The sequence below is a fragment of the Epibacterium sp. ABZ3_068 genome (genome assembly GCF_056159265.1).
Genome location: NZ_JBSWUV010000001.1, coordinates 71,124 through 92,374 on the forward strand (window position 1 = coordinate 71,124; position 21,251 = coordinate 92,374).

Sequence of the window (21,251 nt, forward strand, 5' to 3'; positions counted from 1 at the left end):
GTCATGGGGATGCAGAGCACATCGGTGCATTTGAAAACGCGGTACCAATCGGCAGTTTTCTTCAGCCAGCTCGGTGACCGTTTTCTACGAGCGCTGGCTGCTCTAGTTCAAGAATGTTGCCTTCGCTATCACGGGCATAAACTACCAATTGTGGCCGTTCTTCGGTGCCAAAGTTTGTGACATTGCCCTGTAAACAGCCACCACACCGCAACACGCGTTCAATGGTTTGGTGCAGATCCTGAACTTCAAACGCCAAATGGCCAAAGCCTGGATCGTTGACTGCGGGGATGTCCCTGTAGGCAGTGTTATCGTACTCCATGATCTCCAGAAACGGCCCGGCATCCGCAGGCAATTTCAACCATATAGAATAGATCTCATTGTCCGGCAGACCATTCCCACGAGAAACGGTTTCACCAGATAGCCGCCTTGGAGCGCGCTTATCAACGAAACCGAAAACCTCTTTGTAAAATTCCGATAGTCGATCTGCATCCCGCGCAGTCAGGCTGATATGTGGCAATCTCAAAGCGCCCAATCCTCCTTTTGTCTTTCGGAAGTTATTTGACAAGAATGCCCCTTGGACCCCGACATTTTCGCACGGCGCAGCCTATTTTACCTTTGCCTAATCGCGAGCATCCGCTGGCAGATATACGGGACCAGGCCTTGTCACTTGCCGAACATAGACGCTTTTTGACGCGTGACATCTTGATTTCAGCCTTTCGCCGCCGACAGAGAGAGATCATGTAAGTGACCTTTCATGCAGGATACGTCACTTCATGACGTGAAACACACAGCCATCAGTCAACAATTCAGGCGGTGTTCGACAAAGACCCTTAGCAACCTGAAATGCAGCCAAGACCTTGGGCACATAATCGCGTGTCTCAGCATATGGAGGGACACCCTTGTGGTCACGGACGGCCCCTGCCCCGGCATTATATCCCGCCAAAACCAGGATCGGGTCGCCGTCGAATTTCTCGATCAACCAATCAAGGTACTTCACACCGCCGGCAATGTTTTGCTGAGCGTCAAAGGGGTCAGAGACCCCGAACCGCTCGGCTGTCTCCGGGGTGAGCTGCATCAAGCCCTGCGCACCGGCAGAGCTGGTGACATCCGGCTTGCCTGCGCTTTCAACAGCGATCACCGCCAAGGCAAGCGCAGGAGAAACCTGCGTATTGACCGTTTCTGACAGGATCGGGACACCATAGGCCTTGGCGATGTCCTGGAGGCTTTGCAAGCGCGGAGGCACCAATCCCGGTTGTTTGTTTGCCTGCAAAAGAGCCTGGTTAAGCCGCCCAGGCGCGCTGTCATCCAGTTTCGGAGAAATCACCTGCCAGAACCCACCAAAACGGGCTGCTGTGGAAGCACTATCCTCTCCAAGCGCGGGCGCAGGGTTTGAAACCTCGGGACCAGCGGGTTCGATTTGAACGGTGATCCGTTTCTGCGTGCCCGGTTTTGGTGGCTTTAGAGATTTCGATTGAAACTCAGGAAACGGAGCTGGCGCCACTCGTGAAGGCGCATCTGCACTTTGCCCACCCAAAGCTGAATTATCCTGTGCAAGGACTGGAGACGCTGTCAAGGCAGCGACTGCAAGGCACCGTAAAAACAACATCAGACCGATCCGGTTGTGATTGATTTTAGTAAACTTTTCACCAATCCGGCGAAAACCTCCAGTTAAACTGGTCGAATTCGGGCATTCTTGCCACATTCTGCCGCAACTGCCGCATCTCGGCCACGGCCATCAACATTTAGTTACTATTAGTTTTGTTTATTTTCAGTAGCTTAACGATTTTCCTGCCAAAAAGTTAAAATTGGGCAGTTACGTCCGGGTTCTGGCCCAAATCCTGCCATTCTCCGAGGGCTATATATGCACATACCGCGCCGGACAGGGGACACGCTGGTGAGAGAGCAAACCCCCAGCAAGCTTCGGAGCGGTCGAGATACACATTTATGAGATCCTTTGGAGGGACTTACCATGATCAAATTCTTCAAAAACTTCCGCAAAGACGAATCCGGCGCCGTGACTGTTGACTGGGTTGTTCTGACCGCTGCTGTTGCTGCTCTGGCTGGCGTTGTTTACACCGGTATCTCCACCGGGACCGACGGCGTTGTTACTGCGACCAACAACTACCTCGACGCGACAGCGGCCGACGTTACTTCCGAAGGCGCAATCGGTACAACCGAGTAATTCGGGTCTCGGCCTTGCATAAAACCTGAGATGCAAGGCCACTTAATAACTAGTTGCGCCGCATTATGTTTTGCCCCCAAGCGAATGATGGCGGCGCAGCCCATAAACTGACTTCGACAGTGAGTGCCGATATGAAACAGCTTTTTCGCAAGTTTCGCGATGATACGTCGGGCGCAATAACAGTTGATTGGGTCGTTTTAACAGCCGTAGTGATGGCAGCCGCCTTTCTCATTACGGTACCGTTGAGAACCGGATTGACCGATATCCTCGCAGCAGTATCTACCTATCTGACTGCGACAGGAGAAGATGTCACAGCGCTAGGATCCGCTTTGGACTAGAACGGTCCATCCGCTTTATCGCAGCTTTTGGCAGAATGTCTTACTTCACCCAAGGCCGACAACTTTGTCTGCTGGATGTACCCAATTTGATAACCGCTTGGCGGTGGTGTCATAACCAAAGGAGCCACTGATGCGCGCAGTGTTCGGAATCGTTCTTGTAGTCGGCATCGCTCTGGCCGGCAGTGCGGTTATGATGGTTAAAAACAGAATTTCTGCCTATCAGAACGCGTTGGCGCAGGAACGTGCGACACGCGTCGAAAACATCCAGACCGTTGATGTATTTGTTGCGACCAAGCCACTAAAATATGGCGAGCGCCTGTTGCCCGATTCTGTAAAACAAGTACGTTGGCCAAAAGAGAGCCTGCCCGAAGGCACTTTTCAAAGCCTTGAAGTCCTGTTCCCACCGGAGCGCCCCGAAGACAAACGTGTGGTCCTGCGCGAAATGGAAATCGGGGAGGCAATTCTGGCCGTCAAAGTCACCGCCCCCGGCGAAGACGCAGGCCTGACGTCCAGACTTGAACGCGGGAAACGCGCCTTTGCAATCAAGGTCGATGTAACATCCGGCGTTTCTGGCTTCTTGCGCCCCGGCGATCGAGTTGACGTCTATTGGACCGGTACCATGGTCAATTCTCAAGGCAAAAACACTCGTGAAGTCACACGACTGATCCAGTCCAATATTGAACTGATCGCCGTAGACCAAAAAGCGGGCAACGTAGATGGCGCTCTTATTGCACGCACGGTCACAGTTTCGGTTGAACCGGTACAAGTCGCAGCTCTGGCACAAGCTCAATCCAGTGGCCGTTTGTCCCTGGCACTGGTAGGCGCGGAAGACGACACCGTGGCATCTGTTGTAGAAGTGGATCAACGCAAGCTTTTGGGTGTAGCCGAATACGAAGCACCGACCCCTACCGCAAAAGAAAAGGTGTGCACAATCCGCAACCGCCGTGGTGCCGATGTGGTCGAGATCCCGATCCCCTGCACCAACTAAGAAATATGTCATTTAGGTTGAAATGATGCGAGCCGTTCCCGACTGGAGCGGCTTTTTTCATTCTTAAACTCATTCCCAAAACGTAACACACTTAAAGAAGAAAACGCAGTCGCGGCCCGATCTCAGCAAACCCGTTCGTCCGGTAGAATTCGAAACTGCGCCGCCACTCCGGTTGGTGCGGTGCGCCGACTTTCAAACGGTGCCAACCGAGGCTCTCTCCATGCGCCTTGACCGTTTCGAGCAACTGACGCGCAAGTCCCATAGAGCGTAAGGTCGGCGTAACGTAGAGCTCGGTAATTTCTCCAAAGGTGCCACCAGCATAGATCGCAGCACATTCATTGACCGTCAAAACGGCTACAGCTTCAGGTCCTTCAAAAACCAACCAAGCCGAAACAGCGCCCGAACTCAGGAGTTTCTTTGTGACCTCTTCGAGTACATCACGACTGGGCGCCTTATCGCCGACTAGCTCATGAAGCAACTCAGCCACAAGACCCGCAACAATTGAACTGTCGGAAACCGAAGCCGCACGACACTGGAAGCGGCTTCCTCCCGCCTTGGTTTGGGCCCCGCTTCTCAAATCACCCTCGGAAAATTTGATCAAATCCAAAGCGAGCCGTGCCCACCTTTTGGCCCGTTGTCAATTAGGTGCTCCAGGCCCTCGATAACGATGTTCTATTTCTCAGACATGTTCTGTTGCAGCCATTCCACACAGGGCTTTGCAAAAACAATGATTCTTGCATTGAGAATCCCTTTCGCGCAAAGTGCCGTAAAAGACGGGCAAAAAGACCCGAAACACAGAGGCGTGATCGGAAAGGCAGGTCACATGTCATTTAGACGTGCATTTACAGCGGCCCTTACAGGGGCGGCTTTACTATTTTTTCCAATGGTGGAGAGCGCATCCGCAAACGGCGTGCGCGTCGTTCGCCAAGGTGTAACATCAACGCTTGAGGTTCCAATGAACCGGGCAGTTGTCGTGGAAAGCGACAGCCCATTTGCGGAAATAACGATCGCAAACCCTAGCATTGCGGATATTTCTTCATTGTCAGACAGTTCGATCTATGTGCTTGGGAAAACTCCCGGCCTTACAACACTCACGCTGTTGGACGCATCGGGTAAACTGATCACCAATGTCGATGTGCGGGTTGCGGCAGACGTCAGCGAGTTCAAAGAACGGCTGCGTCAGATCCTTCCGGGTGAGAAAATTGAAGTCCGCACCGCAAATGACGGAATTGTATTGTCAGGAACCGTATCCAGCGCAGCCAAGCTTCAACGCGCCCTGGAACTGGCCGAGAGATACGCGCCTGAACGCATTTCAAATCTGATGTCGGTTGGCGGTGTACAGCAAGTTATGCTGCAGGTACGTTTCGCTGAAATGCAACGCTCCGTGTCCAAAAGCCTGCGTTCATCTGTAGCCCTGGGCTCCGGAGATGTTCTCGCAGAAACAGGCACTTGGCTGTTGAATGACAACAGTCTGAACAATGGAACAATCGTCCCCGGCAACGACATCGAAGGTGGTATTGTCTTCAACTTTGGCGTCGGTTCCGTACAGCTTGGCATTCTGCTTGAAGCTCTGGAGAGCAAAGGCGTCGTGCGAACCTTGGCCGAACCAAACCTGACTGCGCTCTCTGGACAGGAAGCAAGGTTCCTGGCCGGCGGTGAAGTCCCAATTCCCGTTGCCGACGAAGATGGCGGGATTTCCATCGAATTGGTGGCCTTTGGTATCGAGCTCGACTTTATCCCACGCGTTGTTGATGGCGACCTGATCAACCTTGAACTCAGCGCATCCGTATCGGAATTGGATCCAGCCACAACCACAACCGCCAACGGGCTTACAGCGTTTGGCTTCAGCAAGCGTCAGACCAGCTCCACAGTTGAGCTGCGCGACGGAGAAAGTTTTGCCGTTGCCGGACTTGTTCAGGATGATTTCTCGGACACGATCTCTCAGCTGCCTTGGATCAGCGATATTCCCGTTCTCGGATCGCTTTTCCGCAGCACCAGCTTTCAGCGTGAACAGACCGAGCTGGTTATCATTGTGAGCGCCCATTTGGTGACCCCGACACGTGGTGAAGCCCTGAGCCTGCCAACAGACCGCGTCACCCCACCAAGCGAAGCTGAACTGTTCCTGTTCGGTAAAACTCATAAAAACCAACGTGGCGCGGCAGGCGAAGTGGCCAGCCAAGACTTTACAGGTTCCTATGGCTATGTCCTGGATTGATGCGAGGCCCAAAGCGATGATGAAAAAAGCAATCATGCTGGCAGTTCTGGTAAGTGTTGCCGCCTGTGCACGCGAAGCCGGAAGCAACCGGCAAACCCGCGAAACCTTTGGAGTTGCGGCAACCGAGAACTCTGCCGTTCATCGCGGCGAGCGGGACTATGTCATTGAACTGGGCAAACGCTTTGCACGCGAAGTGCCTGGAACTATCAATTTCGAGTTTAACAGCGCACGTCTGGATGGGCAGGCGCGAGAGGTTCTGGATCGTCAGGCGGACTGGATCAAACAGTTCCCGGAAGTCCGTTTTACGGTATTCGGACACACAGATGCGGTTGGCTCAAACGCATACAATCGTGGCCTGGGTCAACGCCGAGCCAATGAAACGGTGCGCTATCTTGTGTCAAAAGGCATCGACCGCCGCCGCCTGAAAGCCGTTGTTTCACTTGGTGAAACACGGCCGATTGTTGACACACAGAACCGCGAGCGCCGCAATCGACGCACTGTTACAGAGGTATCCGGCTTCTTGAAGCGTCATCAGCTTCTGGATGGTAAGTATGCTGAGATCATCTATCGTGACTACGTCGAAAGCGCAGTTGTCGATGAGACGCTCACGCTCACACCGGAGCGGCAAACCATCTCTGATTAACGTCGGTTTCAAACAAGTCTCATTAAATTTGGAAAGCGCCCAGTGGGCGCTTTTTTCAATTCTTAAACAATTCCTCACAATTGGGGCTTTTTGGCCCAAATCTCGCCCAGATTTTCTTTGATCTTCGATCCATGGGATGAACTGCGTTTGGACGACCAAACCAGGTAAGTCTGCAGCAAAAGCCAGACACATCCGTACAAGAGGACCAAAGGCAATGAGCAGCGCAATGCCGCAACCAGAGACAAGTTCGATCACCGCCTGTACCATCAGTCGGGACGTGCAGAACTTTGACCTGTTGATAGAGGATATGGAAACCTGCTTGGGCGAAGCTTGGGGAGACCTGACCTTTGAAGAGGCTTTGCCGTTCTTTTCCCAGGACGAAGCGCAATCGCTAGAGTTTGTCGCCCTTGCCATAGATTGCGACGATGAGAATGACCTAGAGCAGATAGAAACCATCATCCAGGCAGCCAAATCAAAAGGGATTAAAGTGATCCTGGTCGCCGAAGATGTAACACCGGTTGCGCTACATAGCCTGCTGCGCAAAGGGGCAGATGAGTTTATCCCCTACCCTTTGCCGGAACAAGAACTGCAGTCAGTTATCGAACGCCTGAAAACCGTGCCGGTCCAACCGGAGCAGGCTGCGCCATCCCTTCGCACGAAAAACCAGCGCGACGGCGCAGTGATCGCATGTCATGGGTTGGCTGGCGGTGTTGGTTCGACCACATTGGCTGTCAACCTCGCGTGGGAAATCGCTGACCGCTGCGAAGGCGACACGCCGTCTGTCTGTTTGCTGGACCTGGATCTTCAATCAGGTTCCGTCGCAACATACCTTGACCTGCCCCGACGTGAGGCCGTTGCCGAACTCCTGAGCGATATGGAGAACCTGGATGACGAGCTCTTCGGGCAAGCGCTTGTCACGTATGAGGACAAGCTCCAGGTTTTTACAGCACCCACTGAAATGCTGCCCTTGGATTTCCTGTCGCCAGATGACGTAAAGCAGCTGGTCGAAATGGCCCGCAAGCACTTTGACTTTGTCGTGATCGACCTGCCCAAAACACTGGTCCAATGGTCCGAGACAGTGCTGAACATGTCGCATCTCTATTTTGCGCTTATTGAACTGGATATGCGCAGCGCGCAGAACGCATTGCGGATCAAGCGTCTGTTACAAGGTGAGAACCTGCCGTTTGAAAAGCTGCGTTTTGCCCTGAACAGGGCGCCGAAATTCACCGATCTTGGTGGTAAAAGCCGTGTGAAACGGCTCTCTGAATCTCTGGAGATTTCCATCGACATTCAACTGCCCGACGGTGGCAAGACGGTCTTGCAATCCTGTGACCACGGGCAACCTCTGGCGCTGTCCAATCCGAAAAACCCGCTCCGCAAAGAAATTGGCAAATTGGCCCAGTCCTTGCATGAGCTCGGCCGCAACGAGGCAGCCGCAGCGTGATATTTTTTAAGGTGACCAATGTTTTCGCGATATAAAAAGAATGCTTCGGCGCAGCCGGTAAAAGCGGCTCCCAAAGCAACGCCAACCCCAGACGCCAAGCCAAGTCAACCTTCCTTTCGAAAGCCTGCGCCGGTCAAATCCGCCGCACAATCTGCGCCTGCCGACAAGGAACGCAAACGCAAGGAGCGGTTGGGGCAGATCAAGGTCGAGCTTCACCGCGAATTGTTGGAAAACCTCAACCTCAGCGCCTTGGAGCATGCCAGCGAAAAGGACCTGCGGACCGAAATTTCAGCCATCGCAACTGAAATCCTGTCCGAAAAGGGTATCGTTCTCAACCGCGAGGACCGGCAAACCCTGAACAAGGAACTCTATGACGAGGTTACCGGCCTTGGCCCGCTGGAAACGCTCCTTCAGGATGAAACGGTCAGCGATATTCTTGTAAACGGGCCACAGCAGATCTTTATCGAACGCGGCGGCAAGCTGGAATTGTCGGACATCACGTTCAAAGATGAACGGCACCTGATGCGGATCATCGACAAGATCGTATCGGCCGTGGGACGTCGTGTGGACGAAAGCAACCCCTATGTGGACGCCCGTCTGCAGGACGGGTCGCGCTTTAACGCCATGGTCCCGCCAATTGCGGTCGACGGGTCTCTGGTCTCGATCCGGAAATTCAAAAAGGACAAGCTGGGGATCGACGACCTGGTCAATTTCGGCGCTTTCACGGAAGAAATGGCCGCCTATCTTCAGGCCGCCGTGGCGACCCGTCTGAATGTGATTGTTTCGGGCGGTACCGGTTCCGGTAAAACGACCACGCTAAACGCGCTGTCCTCCTTCATCGACAACTCAGAACGTATCCTCACAATCGAGGATACCGCCGAACTTCAGCTCCAGCAGACCCATGTGGGCCGGATGGAAAGCCGTCCTCCAAACGTCGAAGGCAAAGGTGAGGTTTCCCCTCGGGACTGTCTGAAAAACGCCCTGCGGATGCGCCCGGATCGCATCATCGTGGGTGAAACACGCGGCGAGGAGGTCATCGACATGTTGCAGGCCATGAACACGGGCCACGATGGATCCATGACCACAATCCACGCAAACTCGGCGCGCGATGGAGTATCCCGACTGGAAAACATGATTGCCATGGCTGGGATCGAAATGCCGATCAAAGCCGTCCGCAGCCAGATTTCATCGGCTGTGAATGTCATCGTGCAGGCCTCGCGTCTGCAGGATGGTTCGCGCCGGATGACGTCCATCACGGAAATCACCGGTATGGAAGGCGACGTGATCTCCATGCAAGAAATCTTCCGCTATCAGCGTGTTGGGCTGACCCCCGACAACAAGATCATCGGCCATTTCACGGCTACAGGCGTGCGTTCAAACTTCTCGGAACGGTTCCGTTTGTGGGGCTATGACTTGCCCGCCGCGATTTATGAACCAACCACGATGGAGAGCTTCTGATGCAACTGCCCATCGAACCCATCCTTTACGGTCTGATCTTTCTTGCGGTGCTTGCACTGGTCGAAGGGGTCTATCTTGTCAGCTTTGGCAAGTCCATCAGCCTGAACAGCAAGGTGAACCGCCGCCTTGAAATGCTCGAAAAAGGCGGCAACCGCGAACAGGTTCTGGAACAACTCCGCAAGGAGATGAGCCAGCACATGAACTCGAAGTCGATCCCGCTTTATTCGCTTTTGGCCGAACGCGCCCAAAAGGCCGCGATTGCATTTACCCCCAAGCAACTTTTGATGATCATGGCCGGTGTCAGCGTTCTGGCATTTCTGGGTCTGAGTGTCGGCACTGGCGCAGCGTTGCAGCTTCGGGTTCTCGGCGCGATTGTGATTGGCGTGGGCGCGGTATTTTTCTGGGTCAACAGCAAGGCAAAGAAACGCATCGCCATGATCGAAGAGCAATTGCCGGATGCTGTTGAGCTTATGGTGCGTTCGCTGCGCGTCGGCCACCCGTTTTCATCGGCTGTGCAGATCGTTGCAAAAGAAGTCGAAGACCCGCTGGCCACCGAGTTTGGCATCATCGCAGACGAAAGCGCCTATGGGCGCGACGTGGGCGAGGCTCTCAAAGATATGGCGGAACGCCTTGGCATTCAGGATATGCGCTTTCTGGCCGTTGCCGTGACCATCCAACAGCAATCAGGCGGTAACCTAGCCGAGGTTCTTGCTGGTCTGGCCAAGGTAATCCGCGCCCGCTTCCGACTGTTTCGCCGTGTAAAGGCGATCACCGCCGAAGCCCAATGGTCTGGTCGGTTCCTGTCCGCTTTCCCGTTGGTGGTATTGATGGTGATCCTGATCAACGACCCCCATTACTATGATGGTGTCATGGATCACCCCTGGTTCATTCCCGCCTGTTTTATTGTAGGCGGCATGCTGACCGTGAACCTTTTTGTCATGCGCATGCTGACCAATATCGAAGTGTAAGGAGCGAGTTTCGTGGAATTTCTCAACACCTTACAAAACGCATTGATCCAGAGGTTCGGAGAACTCGGCCCGCTGATCGCCATCGGTGGCCTTGGCCTGGTCTGTGTTCTGGTTGCCGCATTTATGATGCTGAACCAGCGGGAAGATCCTCTGAAAAAGCTGCAACGCGACATTGCCGGCAAAAACCCGAAACAACAACGCGAACGCCTGCGTCAATCCAACCGGAATGAGCAACTTCAAAAATTTGCGTCCTTTCTGGAACCACAAAACGCCGAGGAATTGTCGGCGATGGAGCTCAAACTGCGTCAGGCGGGCTATCACTCCCGTGATGCGGTTCGGATCTATTTCTTCGCCCAGATGGTGCTGGGGCTGATCGGCCTGGGCCTGGGTCTGGCCTTTGTGTATGTCCTGAACGCCGACATTGAATATGACAGCCAACAGATGGCCATCCGTATTCTCGGCCCAGGCGGCGCAGCCTATTTTCTGCCCAAATACTGGGTTACCCGGCGTGTGGAAGAGCGCAAGAAAGAGATCACCAAGGGCTTTCCAGATGCGTTGGACATGATGCTGGTCTGCGTCGAAGCCGGCCAATCGCTGGAACAATCCATTATTCGTGTGGCTGCTGAACTGCAGGCCTCCTACCCGGCTCTTTCCGAAGAGTTTCAGATCGTCTCCCAGGAAATGAAAGCCGGTAAAGACAAAGAACGCGTCCTGCGGGATATGGGTACGCGATGCGGCGTTCAGGACATTGCGTCCTTCACCACGGTGATGATCCAGTCTCAAACCTTCGGTACCTCCATCGCAGAAGCGCTGCGCGTGTATGCCGGCGAAATGCGGGACAAACGTGTGATGCGCGCTGAGGAGGCTGCCAACAAGCTGCCCGTCAAAATGACCCTCGCCACGATGATACTCACGGTTCCCCCCTTGCTGATCATTCTAATCGGGCCGTCGATGCAGAACGTCACCAACCTTGGCAGCGTGCCGGGGTCCGGGTAACACCAAAGACCACGACTTTTACAAAGCCGCGCCTCAACCAGGCGCGGTTTTTTTGCATATTGCCCCTTTGCAGGGGGTCGTTTTCCAGCCTAAACATAGAGCGAACACAGTACATGCTCTTAACGTTGCGAATAATGACCCGTCAGCTCTTTTGGATACTTCTCCTTTCTGGTCTTGCAGCGTGCTCACGCTCTGACTTCACGGAATTGCCGGACAACCCCTGGGCGCCGGGCATCGACATCCGCAAAGAAAACGCAGACCCCTTAGCCGCAGGTCATCGCCTGTTGGCCGCCGGCGAATACCAGCTTGCTTATGAGAGCTTCACACGGGCCGCAGTCGACCTTGGCCTGACACCAGAAATTCTCTCCAGCCTCGGCACCGCGAATCTGGGGCTGGGGCGATTGGGACAGGCCGAAGAACTGCTCAGAGCGTCCGTGGAGAAACAGCCGGACTGGCCCGAAAGCCTGAACAACCTGGGCGTTGTTTTGATGGAAAGACAGAAATACGCTGAGGCTGAACAATATCTGCGCCGCGCAGTGGCCCTGGATAATGGCGAAAGTGACGCAATTTTGGAAAATTTGCGTGTGGCACTCGTAAAATTGGACGCAACACAGCATAGTGAGCCGCAAGAAGACGAACCCTATAAATTGGTGCAGCGCGGCGGGGGCAGTTACCTTCTGCGCAGAACACCATAAGTCTGAGCAGTAAAAGGACGCACCCCATGCGCCAGCATCTTGTGCTATCGGCATGTCTGATCGCCGCTATAGGTCTGTCGGCCTGTGCCCCAGGTGAGAAACTCGATGTGGATGAGGCTCTCGAAGATCTCAACGTTATCGACGAAACCAATCTCAACGACGTTTATCTGACGGTTGCCGACCCGAACGAGGCGGTGAATTACTTTTCCCGCGCAAGCCAACAGGCACCGGACCGCATTGATCTCCAGCGCGGTCTGGCAAGCTCCCTGATCCGCGCCAAGCGTAATGCCGAAGGGGTCAACGCATGGCAGCGCGTGGTGTCAATGGAGGGGGCCACCAGCCAGGACAAACTTGGCCTTGCGGATGCACAGATCCGCACCAACAATTGGGACAAGGCCAAAACAACATTGGATTCAGTTCCGCCGACAGTGGAAACGTATCAGCGTTATCGTCTGGAGGCTTTGGTCGCGGATGCGAACCAGGACTGGAAACGCGCGGACAGTTTTTATGAAACAGCCGTTGGCCTGACGACAAAACCTGCGCGGGTTCTGAACAATTGGGGCTATTCGAAGTTGACACGCGGCCAGTTTGTTGAAGCCGAAAAGCTCTTTACCGATGCACTGCGCCAAGACCAAAATCTGTTCACGGCCAAGAACAACCTGGTTCTGGCCCGCGGCGCGCAACGAAAATACAGCATCCCTAATGTGCCGATGACCCAGACCGAACGCGCTTTGCTTTTGAACACCTTGGGCCTGTCGGCGGTGAAGCAAGGGGATGTGGAAACCGGCAAAGGGTTGCTACGCGAAGCCGTCGCCACCCACCCGCAACACTTCGAAGAAGCAGCCCGTGCTCTGAAGACGCTCGAAGGGGGCTGAAGTGACCTTTGTTGATTTTGTGGCCAATGTGCAGCTGCCTGCACGGGCCGCATGGTGGTACCTGCCCTTTGTGCTGCCCTTATGCATGATCGTTGCGCATTCAGACCTGCGTGGCATGCGTATTCCCAACTGGTGTGTCGACCTCCTGGCCGCCACGTTTGTCGTTGTGGGCCTGATTGCGCTGCCAACATGGTCGGCCTACGGGTGGCAACTTCTCCACTTGCCAATCGGCGTAGCAATTGGGTTCTTGTTTTATGCCGGGGGCGCTGTTGGCGCGGGGGATGCAAAATTCGCCGGTGCCGCTGCGCCTTTTGTTGCATTTGCAGACCTGAGGCTGATCTTGATCCTGTTCACGGTGAACTTGCTTGCCGGATTTGCAACCCACCGTCTGGCTAAGCACACCGGTCTGCGCAGACTTGCTCCGGAATGGAAGAGCTGGTCCGTCGGATCCAAATTCCCTATGGGCCTGTGCCTTGGCGGCACATTGGCGATCTACCTTCTGCTTGCCGCGTTTTATGGCCAATAATTATCCTTCGTTTTTTTTGACGTTGGACCGGTTTTCGAGCCAAATATGCCGCTCTGTTGCCATAGTCCTGAATAATCTGTTGTCTCATACGGCGGTGCTCTATCCGGCAACCGTCTAAGACAACAGACAGGTTCGCTCAGATGAATATGCACGCTTCCCCCGTCGTGGCTCCTCCCGCGCCCAAAGGGCTCGCGCAGATGCGCCTGCCCATTGTGATGATGCGGGACATTCTGCTGAAGACGATGTTCCGAAAGAACGTAGATGTGGTCAGCGAAGTTGCAGAGGCCGTATGCCTCCCCTCATCCGTGACGCAAGAGCTGATCGACATGGCACGCGAGCAGAAGCTTCTGGAGGCCACGGGGACGCTAAACGCCAATAACGGCAATGAGATGGGATACCAGCTCACCGATGCGGGAAAGGCCCGTGCATTGGACGCGCTGAGCCAGTCAGAGTATTTCGGCGCGATGCCGGTTCCATTGGATGTTTACCGCGAACAGGTAGAGCGCCAGTCCATCCGTAACATCCTGGTGACGCGCCAGCAGCTGACCTCTGCCATGGGGCATCTGATCCTGCCCGACATGTTGCTTGATCAGCTGGGACCAGCCGTCAGCGCGGGTCGCTCAATCCTGATGTATGGTCCTCCCGGCAATGGTAAATCCTCGATCTCCAATGGGATCCGGGATGCGTTGGGGGATCATGTCTATGTACCGCGCGCTATCGAATACGCAGGCCAGGTGATCACGGTCTATGACCCGATTGTGCATAACGCAATTCAGGAAGAGGCGGATGATCCGACCCAGTTGCGCCGGGTAAAACGCTTTGACAGCCGTTATGTGAGATGTGAACGCCCAACCGTTGTGACGGGCGGCGAGCTGTCATTGTCGATGCTGGACCTGGTCTACAACCCCACAGCGCGGACCTATCAGGCGCCGCTGCAGTTAAAGTCCACCGGTGGGATATTCATTGTCGATGACCTTGGTCGCCAGGCAGAGCCGCCACAGGCACTGGTGAACCGCTGGATTGTACCGCTGGAAGAAAGCCGGGACATTCTGGCGCTGCAATCAGGTGAAAAGTTTGAGGTGCCTTTTGACACTCTGGTGATCTTTTCAACCAACTTCCACCCGAATGAAATCTTTGACCAGGCGGCCCTGCGCCGGATCTTCTTCAAGATCAAAATTGATGGGCCGAACCAGGAGAACTTCCTAAAAATCTTTTCCCTGGTGGCCCGCAAGAAAGGCATGCCGCTGGATGAGGCTGCTCTGGTTCACCTGTTGCGCAACAAATACCCGACAATCGACAACATCTACGCGAACTATCAGCCGGTTTTTCTGATCGATCAGATGATTGCGATTTGCGAGTTCGAAGGCATCCCCTACCAAATGTCACCGGATTTGATCAACCGTGCCTGGGCCAATATGTTCGTCAAAGACGAGAAAATTGTGAAGTAAGCGAAGCGCTCCCGCCCGTCGCCAGATCATATGCTATATGATCCGCTCCCGTTGGGCCGGGCACCACGCTTTTGCGCGGTGCCGCAGCCTGCCTGAAAGGCAGGCTGCCATGCCCAAGGCCGCCAAGGGGCACTTTGCCTTGGCAAAGTCATCTGCGGGCGCGGGAGTTTTTGCGTTTTGCCAAAGCTGCACAATGGACTAAACAGAGAACATGTGCAGTATACCCGATTGTATCACAAACTGGTTCACCTCGAGAGGTTGGACCATCCATCCCCACCAGCAGGCAATGTTGACGCGTTCGGCAGAACCCGCCACGCTCCTCATTGCCCCAACGGGCGGGGGAAAAACAATGGCTGGGTTCCTGCCCACTCTTGCAGACCTTGCCACCACTCCCCACGACGGGCTGCACACGCTTTATATCTCTCCGCTGAAAGCACTTGCGGCGGATATCAAACGCAACCTTCGCACCCCTGTGGATGATATCGGCCTGCCCATCCGCATCGACGACAGAACTGGGGACACACCAGCCAGCCGCAAAAAGCGTCAGCGCGCGGACCCACCCCATATCCTGCTGACTACCCCTGAGAGCCTGGCTCTGCTGATCTCTTACCCAGATGCCGCGCGCACCTTCAAAGGGCTGAAGCGGGTCATCATTGACGAAATCCATGCCTTGGCAGAAAGCAAACGGGGCGATCAGTTGATGCTGACCCTGGCCCGTCTTCAGACACTCTGCCCCAGCCTTTGCCGCGTCGGCCTCTCCGCCACCGTGGATGACCCACACGCCATCGCTCAGATGCTGGCTCGCCATCCAGATCCCTGTGACATTGTTCAGGCGGACCCGGGGCCAGCCCCGAACATCGCTATGCTGGACATAGACGCTCCCCCGCCTTGGGCTGGAGGTGGGGCAGCCTATGCAATTCCTGCGGTTCTGGAGCAGGTTAAACGCCATAAAACTACTCTGATCTTTCACAACACGCGCGCCCAGGCCGAGATCTTCTTTCACAACCTCTGGCTTGCCAATGACGACGGTCTGCCCATTGCCATCCACCACGGCTCCCTGGACCGGGTGCCGCGGGAGCGCGTGGAACAGGCCATGGTGGACGGCAAGCTCCGCGCCGTGGTCTGTACCGGCTCGCTTGACCTTGGTATCGACTGGGGTGACGTGGATCTGGTGATCCAGATCGGCGCCCCCAAGAATGTAAAACGCCTCGTCCAACGCATTGGTCGCGCAAACCATCGCTACAACGCCCCGTCAAAGGCGCTTTTGGTCCCTGCAAACCGATTTGAGGTTGTGGAATGCCTCGCCGCGCTCCAAGCGGTTCAGGCCGGTGACCTGGACGGAGATGCCCGCCACCAAGGCCCCTATGATGTCCTGTGCCAGCATATTCTGATCACCGCCTGCGCCGGTCCGTTTGACGCCGATTCTCTCTATAATGAGGTTACAACCGCCGGCGATTACGCCGCCCTGCCCCGCAGCGAATTTGACGCCTGCCTGGCGTTTTGTGCCACCGGTGGCTATGCGCTCAGGGCCTATGATCAATGGCAACGACTGATCAAGCAAGCAGACGGCAGCTGGCAGTTGAGAGATCCCCGCGCTGCTGCCCGCATCCGCATGAACCTCGGCACTATTCAGGACGCAGATCTTTTGAAAGTCCGCCTGAAACACAGTCGCGGCGGTAAACCACTCGGAGAAGTCGAGGAGGCATTTGCCGCCTCTCTGACACAGGGTGACAACTTCCTGATGGGCGGTCGTATTGTCCGCTATGAGGGCCTGCGCGACATGACCGTCGAAGTATCACGCAACGCCACCAAAAAACCCAAAGTCGCAGTGTTCTCTGGCACCAAATTCGCAACCTCCACCCAGCTTAGCCAGCGCATCCTGCAGATGTTCCAACAAGACAGCTGGCCGGACCTGCCGCACCATACCGCCGATTGGCTACACCTTCAGCGCAAGGTCTCGGAATTGCCCCGTGCAGGCCACCTGCTGTTTGAGAGCTTCCCGCACGAGGGGCGCGCCTATTCCTGTCTCTATGGCTTTGCCGGACGCAATGCCCAGCAGACCCTTGGGCTGTTGCTGACCAAACGTATGGAGGAGCTGAACCTGGATCCCTTGGGCTTTGTTGCAACGGATTATGCCACGCTCATCTGGGGGCTGGAGCCGGTCCTGGACCCTGCTCCGCTCTTGGACCCTGATGGGCTGCGTGACGGGCTCGAAGGCTGGCTGGCGGGCAATCAAGTCATGAAACGCAGCTTCCGTGCCGTGGCAACTATTGCCGGGCTGATCGAACGCAACCAACCGGGAGGGCGCAAAAACGGACGGCAGGCGACGTTTTCCTCGGATATCCTTTATGACACTCTGCGCAAATATGACCCCGACCATCTGCTACTCAAAGTCACACGGGACGAGGCCATGCGCGGCCTTGTGGATTTTGGCCGCATCGAGGATCTTCTGAACCGCATTCAGGGCCGCATAACCCATCGCCAACTGGACCGGATCACACCTTTGGCTGCCCCCCTTCTGCTGGAAATCGGCAAAGTTCCGGTCAAAGGCGCGGCCGAGGAAAAGCTCCTGCAGCGGGAAACCGAGGCCCTGATGCAGAAATCCGGCCTTGCCGCACTCCCCTCCTGATTGCCAGCCCAAACCAACCCGCATAAGACCGCAGTATGACCGGCTTTGACTTCTCGTTTACAGGCACCACGCTCACCGCACTTGGCCAGGGTGCCCTCTGGTGGGCGGCGGAACAGATGTTATGCGTCTCGGATCTTCATCTGGGGAAATCGGAACGATACGCGCGCCGTGGCGGCGGGCAGCTCCCACCCTATGAAAACGAGGACACGCTGAACCGCCTTAGGGACCTGATCGCCCAACACAGGCCGCAGACAGTGATATGTCTGGGCGACACGTTTGACGATATGGAAGCTGCGGACGCTGTCACAGATGGCATTCGCGATGTGCTGCAGGATTTGATGAATGGTCGGCGTTGGATCTGGATTGAGGGGAACCATGATCCGGCTCCGACGCAGTTCGGCGGGGAACACCATCGGACGCTCCGGTTCGGTCCACTGACCTTTCGCCACATTGCAGATCCCACTGGAACGGGCGAGATCTCCGGCCACTACCACCCCAAAGCCCGCATCCGCACCACATCGCGGCCTGCTTTTCTGGTGGACCAGAAACGGGTCATCCTGCCCGCCTTTGGCACCTATACGGGCGGGCTGAACTGCACCAGCCCAATCCTCAGCACGATGATGGGACCTCAGGCCCTGGCTATTCTGACTGGCCCCTGCCCCTTGCCTGTTCCGATGCCGCGGTAAAAATCAAAAGGGCCGCACCCTTCGGAACAGCCCTTTCATCTTTTCAAAAATACTTAAAATCCAACAGCAGACAGGCTCTCTGCCGCTTAGGCTGTCAAACCCTCGGGCTCTGCTAGGTTATTGGCCCGGCAGCATGCGGTGACTGTATTGGCCAAAAGACAGGCAATGGTCATCGGACCCACACCACCCGGAACCGGCGTAATCGCACCGGCTCGTGCGGCTGCGCTTTCAAAATGGACGTCCCCGACCAGGCGGGTCTTTCCCTCACCTTTTTCAGGCGCATCAATCCGATTGATGCCCACGTCGATCACGGTGGCGCCTTCCTTGATCCAGTCACCTGGAACCATCTCCGGGCGCCCAACGGCTGCCACCACGATATCCGCACGGCGCACCACATCCGGCAGATCCTTGGTCCGAGAATGCGCGATGGTCACTGTGCAGCTATCCCCCAGCAACAGCTGCGCCATCGGCTTTCCGACGATGTTCGAGCGGCCAATCACAACCGCATCCATGCCCGACAGGCTACCGTGGTGATCCCGCAGCATCATCAAACAGCCCAAAGGCGTACAGGGGACCATGCTCTTCTGACCTGTCCCCAGAAGACCGACGTTGGAAATGTGGAACCCATCGACATCCTTTTCAGGAGAGATGGAGTTGATCACCAGATCCTCATTCAGATGTCCGGGCAACGGCAACTGAACCAGAATGCCGTGCACCGTCGGGTCGTTGTTCAACTGATCAATCAGCTTCAACAGATCCGCTTCGGAGGTTTGCACATCCAGCTTATGTTCAAAAGAATTCATGCCCACTTCGACGGTCTGCTTGCCCTTGGAGCGCACATAAACCTGGCTGGCCGGATCTTCTCCCACCAGCACCACGGCCAGACCGGGCGTGATCCCGTATTCTTCTTTCAGGCGCACCACATGTTCTGCCACCTGCCCGCGTACCTTCGCGGCAAAGGCCTTGCCGTCAATAAGAGTTGCTGCCATTTCCTTGTCCTTTCTTGCCGGGCGCGCGCGCCCTCACTCTTCCCGGATCACCTGCGCCTCGCGCAGGATCGACCAATCTACCAACTGGCGCCACAGGGCTTTTGCCAACTCAGGGTCCAGCCCCCTGACATCCGCCTCGCGACCCACATTCTCAATCACCTCTTCCACCCGTTCGGGGATGCGCGCAGGCCAACCGTTTTCGCTCTTCAGCTCGATTGCCCGATCAATATACCCCGCCCGTTTGACCAACATTTCCACCAGCGCAATATCCAGACGATCAATCTGTTCTCGCAGCTCTACCATATCTGTGCAGTCCTGCGGCAATACGGGGGTGGTCATATGCATCTCTCCTGCAGTCGGCACGGGGGCCGATCGTGTTAAATCCCGCGCCTGCAGATGACGCAATTTCTGTCTCAGAACAAGCCTTCGATCTCCCCTTTGTCATTCAGGTGGATCGATTCCGCAGCCGGGTGACGCGGCAGGCCGGGCATGGTCATAATCTCACCACAGATTGCGACAATAAACCCCGCACCAGCTGACAAACGCACCTCCCGTACGGGCACGGAGTGCCCTGTCGGCGCACCGCGCAAATTCGGATCCGCCGAAAAAGAATACTGCGTCTTGGCCATACAGACCGGCAGTTCCCCATAACCAGCGTCTTCCCATTCCTTCAACTGGGTCCGGATCTTTGCATCCGCCGAAACCTCATCTGCGCGATAAATACGTTTGGCAATTGTCTCGATCTTCTCAAAGAGCGGCATCTTGTCCGGGTAAAGCGGTGCAAAAGTGCCTGCCCCGCTTTCGGCAAGCTCCACAACTTTCTGAGCCAGCCCCTGCGCCCCAGCGCCCCCATCAGCCCAATGACGGGATACAATCGCCTCGACACCATGCCCGTCTGCATAGGCCTGCACCGCTTTGACCTCGCCATCGGTGTCCGCAACAAAATGGTTGATCGCCACAACCACCGGCACGCCAAAGCTCTTCATATTCTCGATATGGCGCCCAAGGTTGGCACAGCCCCGTTTGACCGCCGCAACGTCCTCACGCCCAAGGTCTCCCTTGGCAACACCCCCGTTCTTCTTGAGCGCACGAACCGTGGCAACGATGACAACCGCAGCAGGCGCAAGACCCGCCTTTCGGCATTTGATGTTCATAAATTTTTCAGCACCAAGATCCGCACCAAAACCGGCTTCTGTCACCACGTAATCCGCCAGTTTCAGCGCGGTGGCCGTCGCCGCCACTGAATTGCAACCATGGGCAATATTTGCAAACGGCCCCCCATGCACAAAGGCAGGGGTGTGCTCCAGCGTCTGAACAAGATTGGGCTGCAACGCGTCTTTCAAAAGCACCGTCATCGCCCCCTGCGCCTTGAGATCACGCGCATAGACCGGGGTTTTATCCCGGCGATAGGCGACAATAATCCGCCCCAACCGCTCTTCCAGATCAGAGAGATCCCGCGCCAGGCACAGGATCGCCATCACCTCAGACGCCACAGTAATGTCGAAACCGGCCTCACGCGGGAACCCATTCGACACGCCCCCCAAAGAGACCGTGATCTGCCGCAGGGCGCGGTCATTCATATCTACAACACGACGCCAAACGACACGGCGCGTGTCGATGTCCAGTTCATTGCCCCAATAGATATGGTTGTCGATCATTGCCGAAAGCAGGGAATGCGCCGCAGTAATCGCATGAAAATCCCCAGTAAAATGCAGGTTCATATCATCCATCGGCACAATCTGAGCATAGCCTCCGCCGGCCGCACCACCTTTCATCCCGAAGTTCGGCCCTAATGAGGCTTCGCGAATACATATCATTGCGTTCTTGCCAATACGGTTCAGCCCATCGCCAAGGCCAACTGTGGTGGTGGTCTTGCCCTCCCCTGCCGGTGTCGGGCTTACCGCCGTCACAAGGATCAGTTTGCCGCTTTTACGTTCCTTGACACCCTCGACAAAGCGCTGACTGACCTTTGCCTTGTCATGGCCATAAGGGATCAGATCTTCAGAGGTGATCCCAAGTTTTGCACCGATTTCCACAATGGGTTTCTTGACCGCCTTGCGGGCAATCTCAATGTCTGACATCTGGCTCATGATACGATCCCGAATACTTTGTTTTTTGCGCAATGGCAGCATGACCCAGACGTATGGGAAATCAATAGCCCCATTCGCCCC

General features: G+C 55.6%; 20 protein-coding genes. 14 read left to right on the plus strand and 6 right to left on the minus strand.

Going from position 1 to position 21,251, the window contains the following annotated elements; all coding sequences use genetic code 11:
* Positions 1-61: 61 nt before the first annotated feature.
* Together ACXAEW_RS00365 and ACXAEW_RS00370 are read right to left on the minus strand one after the other, a co-directional pair.
* Positions 62-517: a VOC family protein gene (locus ACXAEW_RS00365; protein WP_474939411.1), complete on the minus strand. Its 456-nt coding sequence runs from the start codon at positions 515-517 to the stop codon at positions 62-64.
* A gap of 249 nt (positions 518-766) precedes the next feature.
* Positions 767-1,573: a lytic transglycosylase domain-containing protein gene (locus ACXAEW_RS00370; RefSeq protein WP_474939412.1), complete on the minus strand. Its 807-nt coding sequence runs from the start codon at positions 1,571-1,573 to the stop codon at positions 767-769.
* A 396-nt stretch (positions 1,574-1,969) separates the two neighbouring features.
* Between ACXAEW_RS00370 and ACXAEW_RS00375 the strand changes: the two genes are divergently transcribed.
* A complete protein-coding gene (locus ACXAEW_RS00375) occupies positions 1,970-2,182 on the plus strand; it encodes a hypothetical protein (RefSeq protein ID WP_474939413.1) in 213 nt (70 codons plus the stop codon).
* 468 nt (positions 2,183-2,650) lie between these two features.
* Positions 2,651-3,508, plus strand: coding sequence for a Flp pilus assembly protein CpaB (gene cpaB / locus ACXAEW_RS00380; protein WP_474939414.1), 858 nt, complete (start codon positions 2,651-2,653; stop codon positions 3,506-3,508).
* Positions 3,509-3,599: 91 nt separating this feature from the next.
* Here cpaB and ACXAEW_RS00385 read toward each other — a convergent pair whose 3' ends face one another.
* The gene (locus ACXAEW_RS00385) at positions 3,600-3,995 is read right to left on the minus strand and encodes a GNAT family N-acetyltransferase (protein WP_474939415.1); all 396 of its coding nucleotides are present in this window, start codon (positions 3,993-3,995) and stop codon (positions 3,600-3,602) included.
* 336 nt (positions 3,996-4,331) lie between these two features.
* On the opposite strand from ACXAEW_RS00385, the gene ACXAEW_RS00390 reads away from it, so the two are divergent.
* The 12 genes from ACXAEW_RS00390 to pdeM all read left to right on the plus strand — a co-directional run bounded on the left by ACXAEW_RS00390 (position 4,332) and on the right by pdeM (position 18,091).
* Complete coding sequence (locus ACXAEW_RS00390) at positions 4,332-5,723, plus strand: type II and III secretion system protein family protein (protein ID WP_474939416.1); 1,392 nt, start codon at positions 4,332-4,334, stop codon at positions 5,721-5,723.
* A gap of 16 nt (positions 5,724-5,739) precedes the next feature.
* Complete coding sequence (locus ACXAEW_RS00395; protein ID WP_474939417.1) at positions 5,740-6,366, plus strand: OmpA family protein; 627 nt, start codon at positions 5,740-5,742, stop codon at positions 6,364-6,366.
* A 214-nt stretch (positions 6,367-6,580) separates the two neighbouring features.
* Positions 6,581-7,810 carry a CpaE/TadZ family protein gene (locus ACXAEW_RS00400; protein ID WP_474939418.1) on the plus strand — a complete coding sequence of 410 codons (1,230 nt, stop codon included), beginning with the start codon at positions 6,581-6,583 and terminating at the stop codon, positions 7,808-7,810.
* 18 nt (positions 7,811-7,828) lie between these two features.
* Positions 7,829-9,268, plus strand: a complete 1,440-nt coding sequence (locus ACXAEW_RS00405) for a CpaF family protein (protein ID WP_474939419.1) — start codon at positions 7,829-7,831, stop codon at positions 9,266-9,268.
* The gene (locus ACXAEW_RS00410; protein ID WP_474939420.1) at positions 9,268-10,236 is read left to right on the plus strand and encodes a type II secretion system F family protein; all 969 of its coding nucleotides are present in this window, start codon (positions 9,268-9,270) and stop codon (positions 10,234-10,236) included. The genes ACXAEW_RS00405 and ACXAEW_RS00410 overlap by 1 nt, the downstream gene beginning before the upstream one ends.
* Positions 10,237-10,248: 12 nt before the next feature.
* On the plus strand, positions 10,249-11,232 hold the full coding sequence (locus tag ACXAEW_RS00415) for a type II secretion system F family protein (protein ID WP_474939421.1): 984 nt from the start codon (positions 10,249-10,251) through the stop codon (positions 11,230-11,232).
* Between the two features lie 134 nt (positions 11,233-11,366).
* A complete protein-coding gene (locus ACXAEW_RS00420; RefSeq protein WP_474939422.1) occupies positions 11,367-11,927 on the plus strand; it encodes a tetratricopeptide repeat protein in 561 nt (186 codons plus the stop codon).
* A 26-nt stretch (positions 11,928-11,953) separates the two neighbouring features.
* Positions 11,954-12,802, plus strand: coding sequence for a tetratricopeptide repeat protein (locus ACXAEW_RS00425; RefSeq protein WP_474939423.1), 849 nt, complete (start codon positions 11,954-11,956; stop codon positions 12,800-12,802).
* A gap of 28 nt (positions 12,803-12,830) precedes the next feature.
* Positions 12,831-13,328: a prepilin peptidase gene (locus ACXAEW_RS00430; protein WP_474942973.1), complete on the plus strand. Its 498-nt coding sequence runs from the start codon at positions 12,831-12,833 to the stop codon at positions 13,326-13,328.
* 140 nt (positions 13,329-13,468) lie between these two features.
* Entirely contained in the window at positions 13,469-14,776 is a 1,308-nt protein-coding gene (locus ACXAEW_RS00435) for an ATPase (protein WP_474939424.1), read from the plus strand.
* A 211-nt stretch (positions 14,777-14,987) separates the two neighbouring features.
* The gene (locus ACXAEW_RS00440) at positions 14,988-17,405 is read left to right on the plus strand and encodes a ligase-associated DNA damage response DEXH box helicase (protein ID WP_474939425.1); all 2,418 of its coding nucleotides are present in this window, start codon (positions 14,988-14,990) and stop codon (positions 17,403-17,405) included.
* Positions 17,406-17,440: 35 nt separating this feature from the next.
* Complete coding sequence (pdeM, locus tag ACXAEW_RS00445) at positions 17,441-18,091, plus strand: ligase-associated DNA damage response endonuclease PdeM (protein ID WP_474939426.1); 651 nt, start codon at positions 17,441-17,443, stop codon at positions 18,089-18,091.
* Positions 18,092-18,177: 86 nt separating this feature from the next.
* Here the strand turns inward: pdeM and folD are convergent, their stop codons facing one another.
* The 3 genes from folD to ACXAEW_RS00460 form a co-directional block, all read right to left on the minus strand.
* On the minus strand, positions 18,178-19,080 hold the full coding sequence (gene folD / locus ACXAEW_RS00450) for a bifunctional methylenetetrahydrofolate dehydrogenase/methenyltetrahydrofolate cyclohydrolase FolD (protein ID WP_474939427.1): 903 nt from the start codon (positions 19,078-19,080) through the stop codon (positions 18,178-18,180).
* Between the two features lie 33 nt (positions 19,081-19,113).
* Positions 19,114-19,419 (minus strand): chorismate mutase, encoded by a 306-nt coding sequence (locus ACXAEW_RS00455; RefSeq protein WP_474939428.1) that lies wholly within the window; start codon positions 19,417-19,419, stop codon positions 19,114-19,116.
* Between the two features lie 74 nt (positions 19,420-19,493).
* Positions 19,494-21,170: a formate--tetrahydrofolate ligase gene (locus tag ACXAEW_RS00460; protein ID WP_474939429.1), complete on the minus strand. Its 1,677-nt coding sequence runs from the start codon at positions 21,168-21,170 to the stop codon at positions 19,494-19,496.
* Positions 21,171-21,251 lie beyond the last annotated feature (81 nt).